Source organism: Methanosarcina sp. Kolksee, assembly GCF_000969945.1.
Lineage (GTDB): Archaea > Halobacteriota > Methanosarcinia > Methanosarcinales > Methanosarcinaceae > Methanosarcina > Methanosarcina vacuolata.
On sequence record NZ_CP009524.1, the window covers coordinates 4,411,286 to 4,424,298 of the forward strand.

Sequence of the window (13,013 nt, forward strand, 5' to 3'; positions counted from 1 at the left end):
CCTACAATTTAGTCAACTGCTTGTAATGTAGTTGAGACCACCCATAACTTGAAAAACCAGTACGGATAAATTGAATTTGAATTCTATGAAGACCATTGAGGAAGTTTTGGATGAATTTCTTTTTGAACAGTGGGCCCGCCTGAGTTCTAAAACCTATTCGGGGTATGAAGATGCGATTTATTATTTTGAAGAATACCTCAACGGCTGGGCTCACAAATATTTGAGTGAAATAGATCAGATTCGCCTGAATGAATTTTATGAAGAGGAAGGTAAGAGATACTGTGCAGTATTCGGCCCCGAATACATCAGTTCTCTGGAAATCAAGGACTTTCTCGGTCATTTCATGATCAGGAATGTATTGACCAGTAAGACCTTTCTGGAAACTATGGGTAAAGTCATGCACAAACTGGTAAAGTGGATGCATGAGAAGGCCTACATGAGCCATGACAATTATGAAGCTTTGAATTTGCTTGTCAAGAGGCTCAAGGTTGATATGCCAGTGGCTGAGGAAGTTTCTGATTTGTTGTGCCTTTATGCTCTGTCTCATTCTGTTAAAAATTATTCTGAAACTCGGGATGATTTCTTCATTATTACCGAAATTAAAACCGGAAAACTCTGGTTTGAGAGTTATTCGGACGGGAAAAATATTGGGCCTGTGCTTGTTTCAGAAAAAATCAGTTCCATGTGCAAGGTAGGTTGGACTATTTGCCTCCTGCTTGCAAAAACAGGGAACAACTGGAGGGTTCTGGAAAGCGGGAACATGTATCCTTAATTGATATTTGGTTGAAAAATCTTTTTTTAAAAAATTTCATCATGCTACATAATACTCTTTTTCACCACTGGTATCAATCAACTGATTATTTGTAAACTGAATAGTCACAAGCTATAAAGTATAATTTATATTATTTGAGATTTAGAGGATAAACTATGGCCAACCGCGAACTTGTGCAACAAAAGAAAGACACTCTTATCCAGATGACAGACGGATTTGCAGACAGCTACCTTGATGAAGACTATAAAATGCTGTGTCAAAAACTAATCAATAAAATGAGCCGGAAAAGGCAGGTACCTTTTCTTTCCGGAAGGCTGGATATTTGGGCTGCTGCGGTGATTTATGCGCTTGGACAGATCAATTTTCTTTTTGACAGAAGTTTTGAGCCCTATGTAAGTGCTACTGATCTCTGTGATTATTTTGGGACAAGCCAGAGCACAACCTATCAAAAAGCACAGAAAATCCGCGATATGTTCAAAATAAGACATTTTGATGATGAGTTCTCTACAGAAAGGGTGCAAAATGAGAATCCTTTTAATGACTTCGTAATGGTCAATGGGCTCATTGTCCCGATTTCTACTTTTATGAAAATGTTGGAGAACAGAGAAGTAAAGTTGCGGAAAGAACTTGAACCGGAAGACGAAGATCTTGAAACTGAAGAAAAATGAGTTCAGATCCCATTTCCCATTTCGTCAACTATACTGAGAATCTTTATTGTTTTTGTCTATTCTTTAAGGTATCAGTCTTGTACTCGGGATTAATTCTTAAATAGACTTCAACTAACCTTCTTCTCGCTATAGTTTGTTATAATCTGTTATAATAAACTATAAGTAAATCTCTCTGTATAAAGTAAAACATGGCTGAGACAACAACCATTCAAGTGAAACAGAGCACTAAAGAAGCTCTTGAAAAAATGAAGATCTATAAGCGGGAAACTTACAACGAGGTACTTGAGCGGTTACTGGAAGAAGTCCAGGAACTAAATGAGGAAACAAAAAAAGAAATCGAACTTGCCCGAAAAGCTGTTGAGGAAGGCAGGTACATAACACATGAAGATTTAAAAAAAGAGCTGGGTTTCTAAGAAACTGATACTGAGAGCGAGATTTTGATGCATTACCAAATCATCTGGTCTGAACCTGCGGTCAATCAGCTCAGAAAGCTCGATCGCCAGCTGGCAAAGCGTATTTTTCGTAAGGTCTCTGAGCTGAAGGAGGATCCATTTCGCTATGTAACAAAACTGGTCGGGTCTCCAAATTACCGGTTGAGGGTAGGGGATTATAGAGTGATCCTGGAGATTCAGGGCAGTTGCTTGAAAATACTCGTGCTTAAAATTGGGCACCGACGGGATATCTACAAATAAAATCTTTTTTGCTTTTACTTTGAATCCTTTACTTTGAATCCTTTACTTTGAATCCTTTACTTTGAATTCTCTAATTTGAACTCTTTACTTTGACTTCTCTACTTTGAATTTTTAGCTCAAACCAATTCCAATACTTATAATACTTGATACTGTCTTACATAAGAGGTATGCAGGACATTATTTTTACTGATGGAGGCAGCCTTCCCACGCCTGAGGGTATTACAAGGGAATGGATAAAGACTGCGGCTGAAAACCGGGATGAAGACGAGAAGCTTTTTTCTATTGTAAGAGAGACTTTCCGGAGGAAAATCGATGTGGGTCTGCATGTTCCTACTTATCCTCAGTTCAGGGACATGATAGGACAGTTTCTGGACATTATCAAAGACGAAAAAAACTGTTATGAACCTTATTTACTGAAAGAGGAAAATGCAAAGATCCTTGAACTGGAGATCATTGACGAGGTTGCAAAACAGTACAGGGAAGAAACAGGAGAAACGCTTGAAGTCAGGGTTTGTATTGCAGGCCCAACAGACCTCTACCTCCAGGCCTTCGGGGCAACGGGTTATGCTGACGCTTATCATGTCCTTGCACTGGATATTGAAGATTTCATAAAACAGGCGTTTGTAGCTGCGAAAAATTTCAAAATAAAGATCATAGCCCTGGACGAGCCAAGCCTCGGGATAAATGACAGAATCCAGTTTTCTGACGCCGATATCGTCTCTGCTCTCACCGTCGCTTCCACTTACGCCCGGAAACAGGGAGCTGATGTGGGAATTCACCTTCATTCGCCGTTAAAATACAAACTTGTCTGCGAGACCCCTATTAATGTTATCGGTTTTGAATACGCGGCAACTCCTTCTTATCTGAACCTCCTGGATAAAAAAGTGCTTGAGGATTCAGACACCTATATCAGGCTCGGAGTCTCGAGAACCGATATTTCCAGTCTTATTGGCATTGTCAATGAAACGTATGGGGTTAATGTCTGGAAGGAAAAGGAGTATATGCAAAAAATCGTTACTGACCTGGAAACTCCGGCAGTTGTAAAAAAGAGGCTTGAAACGGCTTATTCTGCCCTTGGAGACCGGATAAAATATGCAAGTCCGGACTGCGGGCTGGCTTTCTGGCCGGACCAGGAGCTTGCCTTTAAACTTCTTGAGAATACCGCAAAAGGAATTAATGAGTTTAATGAAGAGAAGAGAAAACAGGAAGAGTAAATCTTTCTAATATTTCTTTTTAATATTTCTTTTTAATATTTCTTTTTAATATTTCTTTTTAATATTTCTTTTTAATATTTCTTTTTAATATTTCTTTTTAATATTTCTTTTTAATGTTCGATCGTTCTAATGTTCGATCGTTCTAATATTCGATCGTTCTAATATTCGATCGTTCTAATATTCGAACAATTGAATAACAGAATAAAATTTTATTTTTCTTAATTTTTTCTGTTTTTTTATATTTTTTTTGTCTTTCCAATAACGCTAAATCCTTACAGGTCTACTAAGAGGATATGGAAGAAATCATCTTTGACGATATTGGGAGTTATCCCCTTCCTGACGGAGTCAGTAAGGAATGGGTCCAAAGTGCCTTTAAAACGAGAACCGAAGATGAGAAACTCTTTACGGTAATCAATGACGCCTTTCAGCAGAAAATAGATGCAGGTGTTAATGTTCCTACCTATCCTCAGTATCAGGATATGAATGAACAGTTCCTGAAGGTTATTCGGGACTCTAATTGCTGTGACGGCCCCTTTGAGGTAAAACTTGAATGTGCCAGGATTGAGGAGCTTGAGGCTATAGAGACGGTTGCAAAAGCCTATAAGGAACGATTCGGAGAGACACTCAAGGTTCGGGTCTGTGTAACCGGTCCAACGGAACTTTACCTAAAGGAATTCGGAGGCACACGGTATACGGATATCTATTCTATTTTTGCAAAAAGTGTGAATAATTTTGTAAGAAACTCCATGAGATCTGCAAAAAATTTCAAGATTGCAGCGGTTTCTATTGATGAACCAAGTATAGGGCTGAATCCTGAGCTTGCTTTTGATGAGAACGATATTATTTCTGCCCTTACCAGCGCCTCAAAAGCGGCCAGCAAATGGGGAGCCGACGTACAGATTCACCTTCATTCTCCTCTCTACTATAACATTGCCTGTCAGGTCCCCACAATAAACGTCATAGGAGTAGAATCCGCAGGCACGCCATCTTACCTGGAATTGATAGACAAGAAAACTCTGGAGGACACAGATTGCTTCCTGAGGCTTGGGATTGCAAGAACTGATGTCTATACCCTGGCAGGAATCATTAGTGAAAAGTACTGTACTAACGTCTGGAAAGAGCAGCAATACCTTCCAGAAATTGTTAGCGGACTTGAGACCCCGGCTACTATAACTAAAAGGCTGAAGGTTTATTACAGGCGTTTTGGCAACCTGATAAAGTATGTGGGTCCTGACTGCGGGCTGGGCTCCTGGCCTAACCAGAAAATAGCATTTATATTGCTTTCCAATATATCTCAGGGTATAAGGGATTTCAGGGAATCTCTCTAACCCCTGAATTTTTAATTGACTTTTATATTAAGTTCATCCCGAAAATCCACACCTGAAAAGTCTATGACTTGAGAAATCAGGCTATGTTTCTTATTCCAGTGGAAACTCTACTATAAGTTTTAAATTCTAAAAATTCGGCGATAGATATCAAACCACAGTGGAAATAAAGGGGTATTTTTATAATGTGTAAGATTTACATTGTTGGACTGAGAAATCAATAGCATTAAGGTTTAATGCTATAACCTCAACTGTTTTACTTCAATTATCAGGATTTTTAATCACTTCTCGAGTCTCCCATGCCTTCTATCGATCTCGTCCATCATGTCCAGCATTTTTCGAATAGCGGTTCTGATAGCATCAGATTGACTGACAAATTTTTTGTTATCTCCCACATGCCTGTTAAGGTCATCCAGAAGTTCTTGAGGGATTTCAACACTTACTTTTGGCATTAGAGCTGCACCCATTGAGATGTTCTATATATTTAAAGTTTATTTGGAAATTGATTTTTAACAGCTGATTTTTAACAACTGATTTTTAACAACTGATTTTTAACAACTGATTTTTAACAACTGATTTTTAACAACTGATTTTTAACAACTGATTTTTAACAACTGATTTTTAACAACTGATTTTTAACAATTGTTATAAGCTATTTTTAGCAATTACTATTTTTAGCAATTAATTATTTCCAAACATGCAACTGATTTTTAATAACGAGCCCATCCTAAAACTAATTTCACCGTCAAATTAGTAAAATGTCAAAATTATTTTCGTGATTCGAAAATTTACTGATTATTGCGGATATGGGATTCAGAGTAATTTTGAGTTTTAGGGTCAGCTTATTATCAAATTATTGAGAGTATAACCTAAAATTAGTAAAATGATGCCTAAAATCAGTGAAAGAATATATAAAATAAGTGAAATATACCCATAATCAGTTAAAGAATTCTCAGAAATAGATAACGATAGCGGGCCCGAAGGGATTTGAACCCCCGGCCTATGGATTAAGAGTCCATCGCTCTGCCTGACTAAGCTACGGGCCCACACATTGTTATTATCATTAAATGAGCGATTCTCACAATGGAGTTTTAAATATTTATAAGTTTCGGCACAATCCCTTATCCTTCTAATCTTTTTGAAATAAAACCCTAATTTTATGGAGTTTATTCAGGCTTTCTCAAGAGAACACTTACTCAAAAATCTTTAAATTTAATAGAGAAATATCTTTTTATTCAGAATAATTTTATTTTTTTGATGAATTGTCCTTATTTATATGATAGAGTCGTAAAAGTAGCTAATGATTAGCCATCATAAAAATTTCAGCGCAAAATTTTGCACTTTACAAATATTCTCCAATTTTTGGAGGAATTTTCATCAAGACGATTCATTCTTTTCATCCTTTTCTTTCAATTTTTCATTCTTTTTACATATTTTTATGAGCTCTATTGATAGCCACAGCTATTCAATGTAACAAGTCTTTTTACATTGACCACAATTGCACTTATTGTTGCCTGTATATTTATTTTCTGAAGTCCCCAATATTTTGCCCTCTGCAATCCATGATATCTTTTCATTTCTCCTTGCTTTGGTTCGATATGAGCTCTTTGTTTCATGTCTTCCTTAAAATCGTCAGTTTTATTGTATTCTCTTGCTCTTTTTAGTAGCTCATAATGTTCACTGATGGTAATTGTCCTTCTTTTCTGAACAGTACATTTTTGTTTCAATTTACAGCTTTCACAATCCTTTTTATTAAAAAAGAACGTGATTTGTTCAGTCTTCTTATTGTGATTCCATACCATCGTCCTGCATTCTGCAGGACATATCACTCCATGTTTCTCGATTCTGAATTTACTTTGTGGGAAAAGCTCATTTTTGTTAGTTTCCTTTTTAAATGGAGCTATTACAGTTATCCCTTTCAACATCAGTTTATTCCTGTTGTCAACTTCTCCATAAGCAGTATCTCCGACCACTTCACTTGCAGTAAACCCTTGTTCTATCATTTCATCAATTAGAGGAATAAGTATATCTCCATCATAGGAATTGCCTGGAGTTGCATTGATGTTTTTTATGAATCCATCTTCAGACATTATTGAGTTCACTTTGTATCCCGTGAACTTCTTGTCATCTGATTTAGCACCATGTCTTGCATCTTTGTCAACAATGCTCACGAGTCTATCTTTAGTCTTATCTTTTTTTTTACAATATTATCATCATTTTCTTCTATATTTTCATTAAGAATCCGTCTTAGTTGCCTAGTTTTTTCACTTACTCTTCCTCCAATATATTCGGATTTTTGGTTTATCTCTCTGGCTTTTTTAACCAGTTCAACAAGCTTGCTGTCTCTTTCTTCAGGGCTTAACTTGTATACCTTTTTGTCATCATTAGCAGTTTTTTCTCCACCAAGTTCCTCATAAAGGTCTGGATCTATCTCCTGAATGGCTTTCATTACATCCTTTATTCCCTGTCTTAACAGGTCTATCGTACCTGGAATTGCAATGTTTGCTATTACATGAGTAGCATCCACGTACTCTTTACCTTTAACGAATCCAGCATTTTCTATTTGCTTTAATAGGCTGAAGAATATTTCTTTCCATCTTTCTTCCCCCAGAAGATCCCTGAAACGTCCAAGTGCACTATGATCATAGGAAGAATCGTCAAGGTTCAAACCAATGAACCATTTTACCATTATATTATAGCGTGCTTCGGACTCCATTTCTCGATCTGAGTAGTCATAGAGAGACTGAATAATAGCTGATCTAAACATGATTTCAGGAGTGTTCGTTACAGGTCTCCCCATCTTTTCTGAGTAAAGATTACGGCATTCTTCATTGATGAAAGTGAAATCTATTGACTCATTGATCTTGTATAGAAGATGATCTCTAGATACGAGTTTCTCATAAATTTCAGGTCCATAAACGAACGTAGTCTGCTTTCCTTTTCTGGGAGAAAACATATTATCACTAAAAAAGTATGTATTTTATGTGATAAAAGTGTTAACAGTATATAAGTCATTTGATTTGTGATAAAAAAGAAAAGAAAAGTGCAACATTTGATTATAAATTTAACAGTTCTGTACTTTTGCGACGCTCTCTTATATATCTTTGAAATTAGAAACCAGAAGTCTGACAACCAGGGATTGAACATTTTCCAAACTTCATTATTTTCCTTTTTTAATAGATAATAAAGCAAAACGTTATATACAAGCGGATATGAGTATGACCAATTAATTGACTTATCCGAAGCTCTGTTGGGGATCAATTAATCAAATAGATTAAGTAGAGAATAGATTAAGTAGAATGTGTACTTCCTGAATTTGGGTTATCAAGTTTGGTTTGTCAAGTACTGCTTTTACTCTTTTCTGTCGATAGAGCTTTCTTAAGCTGATTAATAGAAGTTAAAGGAATGAATGTAATGTTTAGAGATGAACGTGCTCCTGTGCCCATTGAAGAGGGCGAAACCTACAATGTAACTATTCAGGATATTGCTCGCCAGGGAGACGGCATTGCCCGTATCGAAGGTTTTGTAGTTTTTGTCCCGAATACGAGTGTTGGCGATGAAGTCCAGATTAAGATCGAAAGAGTGCTTCCCAAATTTGCATTTGCAAGCATTGTAGAGTAAATGTGGGATAAAATAACTGCGTTAAATTAAAGTTAAATTCAGTAAATTAAAGGAATGATTTTTCATGTTCAGAGAAGAAAGTCGCTCAGTCCCTGTCGAAGAGGGCGAAGTTTACGATGTAACAATTCAGGACATTGCTCGTCAGGGAGACGGCATCGCTCGCATTGAGGGTTTTGTAGTCTTTGTCCCAGGCACCAAAGTTGGAGATGAAGTCCGGATTAAAGTCGAAAGGGTTCTTCCCAAGTTTGCATTTGCAAGCGTTGTCGAGTAAATGCAGAAAATAAAGTAACCACGTTAAATTCAGTAAATTAAAGGAATGATTTTTCATGTTCAGAGAAGAAAGTCGCTCAGTCCCTGTCGAAGAGGGCGAAGTTTACGATGTAACAATTCAGGACATTGCTCGTCAGGGAGACGGCATCGCACGTATTGAAGGTTTTGTTATCTTTGTCCCGGGCACCAAAGTTGGAGATGAAGTCCGGATTAAAGTTGAAAGGGTTCTTCCCAAATTTGCATTTGCAAGCGTTGTCGAGTAAATGCAGGAAATAAACCATATCAACTTCAATTAAGTCATTAGGAATGGTTTTCATGTTCAGAGATGAAAGTAGCTCTGTTCCTGTTGAAGAGGGCGAAGTTTACGATGTAACTATCCAGGATATCGCTCGCCAGGGAGACGGCATTGCACGTATTGAAGGTTTTGTTATCTTTGTCCCGGGCACCAAAGTTGACGATAAAGTCCGGATTAAAATCGAAAGGGTTCTTCCCAAATACGGTTTCGCCAGTCTCGTTGAATAAGCAGGTCATTTAAAAAGAGAAAAACCGAGACTGAAAAATGATATCTATATCTAATCTTCAGTCTCTTTTCCATTCACAGATATTATAATCTCCGGATATTCTATTACCGCGTACATTCCGAATACCTGCCAATTTAAGAAAATAATCACTTGATACTGGCCGTTTGGTTAATGGCTGACCATTATAATTATACTTTTGTGATTTTAAATTGTACAAATCAGACTACGTTTTTCGCTGTTTCTATCGATTATATTTTTCAGCTTACTTTGACAGGACAATATTTTTGCGATTTTTAGCATGTCGTTTATGCTTTAATTGTTTGTTCATGGCGTCTGATAGTGAACATTCGATGCTGTTAAATAATAGATATTCAATCATATTTTGGAAATTTAATTGACAAAATTTTTGTAAATGCCTTGCAGAATAAGTATTTGCTTTATATCTATAACCGGGGAAAGTATCCCGGAGTGATCTCTAATGATTCGTTTTATCAAGTACCACCCCAGATCCAATACTTATGTCATTGAAAAACGAGCTTTTCTTGATGAGGATCTTACTCTGGATGGCAATGTAATCGTCGGGCAGGAAGTGAAGTTCTGGAAGAACCTCACAGTAACTGGTAAGCTTGAACTCGGAAAAGGTTCGGTTATTAGAGGCAATGTAAAAGCTAGAAGTGCTCTTGTCTGTTCTAAGGCAAAAATTCTGGGCAATATCGAAACAGCTTCTGAGCTTGTCCTTCTCGATAAAGCTAAAATAAATACCGCAGCCTGCCAGGGAGATATCCACGTCAGGCCTGGGTGCGTTCTTGACTTCGTAAAAGCAGACGGCACGCTTGAACTTATTGGAAAAGTTCTTGTCAGGAAAGTCGCGCCATTAACGAAAGTGATTATCCGGGCTGAAGAATAATCGAGAGTTTCCAGTGAACATTTAACTTTTTCTTTACCCCTTCGCACGGTGGCTTTATCTCCTTTTTGCCAAAGTCATAGACTTTACCTGTGAAATCTTTCTTCTTCCAGAAGTCTCAGGATGCGGTCTCTTAAACGGTTAACCTCTTGACTTGTCCTGGAGCGCGGGCGGGGCAGGTCAACTTTTACAATCTCTTTTATTCTTCCTGGTCTTGCGGTCATGACCACTATCCTGTCCGCGAGAACAACCGCTTCATCCACACTATGAGTTACGAAAAGGAAGGTCACATGTTTTTGTTCCCATATCTTCAGAAGTTCATCCTGAAGGATATTTCTAGTCTGAGCATCCAGGGCCCCAAAGGGCTCATCCATAAGAAGGACTTCGGGCTCGTTGGCAAGGGCTCTTGCAATGGCTGCACGCTGCTGCATACCTCCGGAGAGTTCGTATGGATAGCTATTTTTGAACTGCTCCAGGCCCACAAGGTCTATATACTTCTCCACCTGCTTCCTGGCTTCAGTCTTACTAATTCCCTGCATTTCAAGTCCAAAAGTAATGTTATCGATGACTGTTCTCCAGGGAAATAAAGAATATTGCTGAAAGACCATCCCTCTTTTGGGGTCCGGGCCAGTTATAGGGACTCCGTTCAGTGTAATTTCTCCTGAAGTCTGGGTTTCAAGTCCAGCAGTAATGCGTAGCAGCGTGGTCTTCCCACAGCCGGACGGTCCCAGAAGGCAGATAAACTCTCCATCTTCTACATCAAAGCTCACATCGTGTAAAGCTTCAGTGCCTACATTCTCTTCTTTTTTAGTAAAGATACGTGAAACATTTTTTACACTTACTCTGCCCATCTTATACCACAGTTCCTGATGTCCATCTCAGTAATTTTGCGTCTACATAATATCTGAAGAAACGGTCAATTAAAAGACCAACAAATCCGAGCAGCAACATATAAACAAGTACGAAATCCATCCTGTGCATGTAGTAATTGTGCCATATCTCATATCCGAGTCCGCTGTCGCTCCCCATCATTTCTGCAGCTACAAGGCACATCCAGCCTACACCCATGGCAATCCTGATTCCTGCAACAATTGAGGGCATGGCTGAGGGAATTGCAATATAACGTATAAGGTCCATGTTTCGGGTACAGCCAAGAACTCTTGCGGCTTCAACATAAACCTTCGGTACGTTCTTAAAGCCTGTATATGTATTAATGATAATTGGAAAAACCATTCCTACAAACACAACAAAACCTGCGGCCTGGTGGGTAAGCCCAAACCATATGATGGCAAAGGGAATCCAGGCAATAGGAGGGATAGGACGCAGTATCTCTATTATAGGGTCAGCTGCTCTGTTTATTTTCTTGAACCATCCCATAGCTATTCCCAGGGGAATTCCAATTACAAAAGCGCCAGCAATACCAATTGAAAAGTTAATTAGGCTAGTAGATACATCTGTAAAAATTAGCCCACTCTTTACAATTGCAGAAAAAGAAATTATCACATCATAAAAACTAGGCAGCTTAAATTTATTCTGTACAATCACGTCTGCTGCAAGCTGCCATATTGCAATTGCAACTATGAGAGATAACGCTTCAACGCCTTTTTCTTTAACTGTTTTTATGAAGTTAACGTTCATGTCTAATTAAAAGAATTCTTACCTTTTTATCTTTCCGGCAGACTTCATTTTTCAGAAAAAATAAGGGTTCAATTGCCTTCTATAAAGCCGAAGCAGTTGAACCCTTTATTTAGAGTTCTCTTTTTCTTCAGTTACTCTTATTTTTAGTTCTCACTCGTGACTTTATCATAGAAACTTGTGTCAAAGATTTCGTCCTTGGTCAGAGATTTCGGAATATACCCAAGGTCATGTTGAACCTTTGAGTAATTGACAGCTGAGTCTTCAATCAAGGTTGGATCTGTGATCCATGCACCATCCCATTCCTTAAGAGATTCCTTTACAGTGTCAAGGTCCTCTGTAGTCTTATTTGAAAAAATCTGAGCAGCTTCATCCACATGTTCCTGATTATACTTGGTTGCCTTAATATGGGTCTTTACAATCTGCTCCACAATATCGGGGTGCTCCCTGATAAGTTTTCCACTTACGACAAGTACACAGCAAGAATGATTTGCTTCCATCTCTCCAGACTGCACTATAGTACGCCCAATATTTTCCTTTTCTACAACTGCCGGAGAGGGATGAGGCAGAAACACAGCATCAACCTGTTTAGCTGAAATAGCGGTGACAGCATCTCCTGGAGTCATTCCAAGGATTTTCACATCTTTATCAGGATCAAGTCCGTTTTCCTTGAGCCAGTTTCTGAGCAGGGTATCCTGAATAGTTCCTGGTGGGTAAGTAGCGATCTTAAGGCCCTTTAAGTCTTGAGGGCTTTTGTAGTTGTATTCGTTACGAAGAACAAGACTTGAACCGTTTATCTGGACAGGCGCAACAATCTTTGCGTCAAGGCCCTGGCTGAGAGCTGTAATTACAGGAGCTGACCCTACATAGGCGGCATCCAGGTCTCCAGCCAGCATAGCCTGCATTTCAGGGGCTCCTGTAGGAAACTGGTATTCATTAATTTTCGTAATTCCATATGGTGCAAGGTCTTCTTTCCACCATCCTTTTTCAGCCGCAGTCATATATGCGATCTGATGGGTGCTTGGCTGATAACCAATATTCAGCTCAGTAATTGTAGTGGTCTCTTCAGGTCCGGTTTCGTTCTCGGATACATTTCCTTTATTGGATGCACAGCCGGATACGAAAATAGATGCGACCAACAAGAAAGTAAGTATAAGTATGCCTAGTTTTTTCAAAGTTCCACCTCAATTAATCCTTACAACTGGTAATAGTCCTGCTGATAATTATCCATGTGCTGATAATTATCCATGTGCTGATAATTACCATGTGCTGATAATTACCATGTGCTGATAATTATCCATGTGTTGATAATTAATCATGCACTGATAATCTGTATTGATAATTATCCATGTACTGACAGTAGTCCATATACTGATAATCAATCATGTACT

General features: G+C 38.3%; 17 protein-coding genes and 1 tRNA gene. 11 read left to right on the top strand and 7 right to left on the bottom strand.

The window, feature by feature from the left end; all coding sequences use genetic code 11:
* Window positions 1–85 precede the first annotated feature (85 nt).
* The 6 genes from MSKOL_RS18220 to MSKOL_RS18245 all read left to right on the top strand — a co-directional run bounded on the left by MSKOL_RS18220 (window position 86) and on the right by MSKOL_RS18245 (window position 4,674).
* Window positions 86–772 (top strand): hypothetical protein, encoded by a 687-nt coding sequence (locus MSKOL_RS18220; protein ID WP_048158018.1) that lies wholly within the window; start codon window positions 86–88, stop codon window positions 770–772.
* Window positions 773–927: 155 nt separating this feature from the next.
* Window positions 928–1,440 (top strand): DUF6398 domain-containing protein, encoded by a 513-nt coding sequence (locus MSKOL_RS18225; RefSeq protein ID WP_048158019.1) that lies wholly within the window; start codon window positions 928–930, stop codon window positions 1,438–1,440.
* Between the two features lie 188 nt (window positions 1,441–1,628).
* Window positions 1,629–1,853 (top strand): hypothetical protein, encoded by a 225-nt coding sequence (locus MSKOL_RS18230; RefSeq protein ID WP_011306037.1) that lies wholly within the window; start codon window positions 1,629–1,631, stop codon window positions 1,851–1,853.
* A 27-nt stretch (window positions 1,854–1,880) separates the two neighbouring features.
* Window positions 1,881–2,132, top strand: coding sequence for a type II toxin-antitoxin system RelE/ParE family toxin (locus MSKOL_RS18235; protein ID WP_011306038.1), 252 nt, complete (start codon window positions 1,881–1,883; stop codon window positions 2,130–2,132).
* A 167-nt stretch (window positions 2,133–2,299) separates the two neighbouring features.
* Entirely contained in the window at window positions 2,300–3,346 is a 1,047-nt protein-coding gene (locus tag MSKOL_RS18240) for a methionine synthase (RefSeq protein WP_048158020.1), read from the top strand.
* A gap of 293 nt (window positions 3,347–3,639) precedes the next feature.
* Complete coding sequence (locus MSKOL_RS18245) at window positions 3,640–4,674, top strand: methionine synthase (protein WP_048123352.1); 1,035 nt, start codon at window positions 3,640–3,642, stop codon at window positions 4,672–4,674.
* A 278-nt stretch (window positions 4,675–4,952) separates the two neighbouring features.
* Here MSKOL_RS18245 and MSKOL_RS18250 read toward each other — a convergent pair whose 3' ends face one another.
* The 4 genes from MSKOL_RS18250 to MSKOL_RS18265 all read right to left on the bottom strand — a co-directional run bounded on the left by MSKOL_RS18250 (window position 4,953) and on the right by MSKOL_RS18265 (window position 7,627).
* Entirely contained in the window at window positions 4,953–5,123 is a 171-nt protein-coding gene (locus MSKOL_RS18250) for a ribbon-helix-helix protein, CopG family (protein ID WP_011306041.1), read from the bottom strand.
* A gap of 520 nt (window positions 5,124–5,643) precedes the next feature.
* Window positions 5,644–5,717 (bottom strand) — tRNA-Lys (locus tag MSKOL_RS18255).
* Between the two features lie 399 nt (window positions 5,718–6,116).
* Window positions 6,117–6,842: a transposase gene (locus MSKOL_RS18260; RefSeq protein WP_048158021.1), complete on the bottom strand. Its 726-nt coding sequence runs from the start codon at window positions 6,840–6,842 to the stop codon at window positions 6,117–6,119.
* Window positions 6,839–7,627: a transposase gene (locus MSKOL_RS18265; protein ID WP_048158022.1), complete on the bottom strand. Its 789-nt coding sequence runs from the start codon at window positions 7,625–7,627 to the stop codon at window positions 6,839–6,841. The genes MSKOL_RS18260 and MSKOL_RS18265 overlap by 4 nt, the downstream gene beginning before the upstream one ends.
* A 458-nt stretch (window positions 7,628–8,085) precedes the next feature.
* Between MSKOL_RS18265 and MSKOL_RS18270 the strand changes: the two genes are divergently transcribed.
* From MSKOL_RS18270 to MSKOL_RS18290, 5 genes are all read left to right on the top strand, one after another.
* Window positions 8,086–8,292: a TRAM domain-containing protein gene (locus MSKOL_RS18270; protein ID WP_048123355.1), complete on the top strand. Its 207-nt coding sequence runs from the start codon at window positions 8,086–8,088 to the stop codon at window positions 8,290–8,292.
* 64 nt (window positions 8,293–8,356) lie between these two features.
* Window positions 8,357–8,563, top strand: a complete 207-nt coding sequence (locus MSKOL_RS18275; RefSeq protein WP_011306043.1) for a TRAM domain-containing protein — start codon at window positions 8,357–8,359, stop codon at window positions 8,561–8,563.
* A gap of 55 nt (window positions 8,564–8,618) precedes the next feature.
* Complete coding sequence (locus tag MSKOL_RS18280; protein WP_011033303.1) at window positions 8,619–8,825, top strand: TRAM domain-containing protein; 207 nt, start codon at window positions 8,619–8,621, stop codon at window positions 8,823–8,825.
* 52 nt (window positions 8,826–8,877) lie between these two features.
* The gene (locus tag MSKOL_RS18285) at window positions 8,878–9,084 is read left to right on the top strand and encodes a TRAM domain-containing protein (protein WP_048123358.1); all 207 of its coding nucleotides are present in this window, start codon (window positions 8,878–8,880) and stop codon (window positions 9,082–9,084) included.
* A gap of 477 nt (window positions 9,085–9,561) precedes the next feature.
* A complete protein-coding gene (locus MSKOL_RS18290; protein WP_048123360.1) occupies window positions 9,562–9,990 on the top strand; it encodes a polymer-forming cytoskeletal protein in 429 nt (142 codons plus the stop codon).
* 83 nt (window positions 9,991–10,073) lie between these two features.
* On the opposite strand, the gene MSKOL_RS18295 is transcribed toward MSKOL_RS18290, so the two are convergent.
* From MSKOL_RS18295 to MSKOL_RS18305, 3 genes are all read right to left on the bottom strand, one after another.
* Window positions 10,074–10,838, bottom strand: a complete 765-nt coding sequence (locus MSKOL_RS18295; protein WP_048123362.1) for an ABC transporter ATP-binding protein — start codon at window positions 10,836–10,838, stop codon at window positions 10,074–10,076.
* A 1-nt stretch (window position 10,839) separates the two neighbouring features.
* Window positions 10,840–11,625: an ABC transporter permease gene (locus MSKOL_RS18300; protein WP_048123364.1), complete on the bottom strand. Its 786-nt coding sequence runs from the start codon at window positions 11,623–11,625 to the stop codon at window positions 10,840–10,842.
* A 143-nt stretch (window positions 11,626–11,768) separates the two neighbouring features.
* Window positions 11,769–12,797, bottom strand: coding sequence for an ABC transporter substrate-binding protein (locus tag MSKOL_RS18305; protein ID WP_048158023.1), 1,029 nt, complete (start codon window positions 12,795–12,797; stop codon window positions 11,769–11,771).
* Between the last annotated feature and the right edge of the window lie 216 nt (window positions 12,798–13,013).

What these genes read in the sequence shown, in the direction of transcription:
- MSKOL_RS18270 (WP_048123355.1), top strand. Translation starts at nt 8,086, where the DNA reads ATGTTTAGAGATGAACGTGCTCCTGTGCCCATTGAAGAGGGCGAAACC.
- MSKOL_RS18285 (WP_048123358.1), top strand. Translation starts at nt 8,878, where the DNA reads ATGTTCAGAGATGAAAGTAGCTCTGTTCCTGTTGAAGAGGGCGAAGTT.
- MSKOL_RS18220 (WP_048158018.1), top strand. Translation starts at nt 86, where the DNA reads ATGAAGACCATTGAGGAAGTTTTGGATGAATTTCTTTTTGAACAGTGG.
- MSKOL_RS18265 (WP_048158022.1), bottom strand. Translation starts at nt 7,627, where the DNA reads ATGTTTTCTCCCAGAAAAGGAAAGCAGACTACGTTCGTTTATGGACCT.
- MSKOL_RS18275 (WP_011306043.1), top strand. Translation starts at nt 8,357, where the DNA reads ATGTTCAGAGAAGAAAGTCGCTCAGTCCCTGTCGAAGAGGGCGAAGTT.
- MSKOL_RS18295 (WP_048123362.1), bottom strand. Translation starts at nt 10,838, where the DNA reads ATGGGCAGAGTAAGTGTAAAAAATGTTTCACGTATCTTTACTAAAAAA.
- MSKOL_RS18235 (WP_011306038.1), top strand. Translation starts at nt 1,881, where the DNA reads ATGCATTACCAAATCATCTGGTCTGAACCTGCGGTCAATCAGCTCAGA.
- MSKOL_RS18250 (WP_011306041.1), bottom strand. Translation starts at nt 5,123, where the DNA reads ATGCCAAAAGTAAGTGTTGAAATCCCTCAAGAACTTCTGGATGACCTT.
- MSKOL_RS18280 (WP_011033303.1), top strand. Translation starts at nt 8,619, where the DNA reads ATGTTCAGAGAAGAAAGTCGCTCAGTCCCTGTCGAAGAGGGCGAAGTT.
- MSKOL_RS18225 (WP_048158019.1), top strand. Translation starts at nt 928, where the DNA reads ATGGCCAACCGCGAACTTGTGCAACAAAAGAAAGACACTCTTATCCAG.
- MSKOL_RS18230 (WP_011306037.1), top strand. Translation starts at nt 1,629, where the DNA reads ATGGCTGAGACAACAACCATTCAAGTGAAACAGAGCACTAAAGAAGCT.
- MSKOL_RS18240 (WP_048158020.1), top strand. Translation starts at nt 2,300, where the DNA reads ATGCAGGACATTATTTTTACTGATGGAGGCAGCCTTCCCACGCCTGAG.
- MSKOL_RS18300 (WP_048123364.1), bottom strand. Translation starts at nt 11,625, where the DNA reads ATGAACGTTAACTTCATAAAAACAGTTAAAGAAAAAGGCGTTGAAGCG.
- MSKOL_RS18290 (WP_048123360.1), top strand. Translation starts at nt 9,562, where the DNA reads ATGATTCGTTTTATCAAGTACCACCCCAGATCCAATACTTATGTCATT.
- MSKOL_RS18245 (WP_048123352.1), top strand. Translation starts at nt 3,640, where the DNA reads ATGGAAGAAATCATCTTTGACGATATTGGGAGTTATCCCCTTCCTGAC.